At 66.1% G+C, this 437-nt stretch carries 1 protein-coding gene; it reads right to left on the bottom strand.

Annotation, left to right across the window (positions count from 1 at the left end; genetic code table 11):
• On the bottom strand, nt 1-328 hold a 328-nt coding region (locus M3195_RS16730; RefSeq protein WP_251589225.1), incomplete at its 3' end, for an AraC family ligand binding domain-containing protein.
• Nucleotides 329-437: the final 109 nt, after the last annotated feature.

The raw sequence follows: 437 nt of genomic DNA, 5'->3' as shown, positions 1-437 counted from the left end.
GGATCGTGCAATCGTCGTTCACGTCGCGGCGCGCGATGGCTTCGTCGAGATACATGCTGTGAAACGCGACGCAATCGCGCGTCGACACCGCGTGTGGCACGTGCGGCGGAATCCACATCGCGTAGTGCGGCGGCAGCAGTTGCCGGCCCGACGGCGTCGTCACCTCGAGCACGCCGCTCGTCGCATACATCAGCTGGGCCCACGGATGACTGTGCGCATCGACGCTCGCGTTGCCGGGAATGCCGAACGCCCGCACGTACAGCGGCCGCGGCAGGCGCGCCATCGGCGGCACCGCGTAAGGGTCGCCGGGTTGTCCCGCCAGCAACATAAGACGTCCTCCGAAGGTCATTGCACGAACGAGCGCGATGCTACCGTGGCGGCTCCTTTTTCACACGGCTTCCGCTCATGAGCGCTCATACCCGCATCACCCGCAAGAC

This window comes from Microbacterium hydrocarbonoxydans (genome assembly GCF_023715885.1).
Classification (GTDB): Bacteria; Actinomycetota; Actinomycetes; order Actinomycetales; family Microbacteriaceae; genus Microbacterium; species Microbacterium hydrocarbonoxydans_C.
This window is presented reverse-complemented; position numbering and strand designations above follow the sequence as displayed.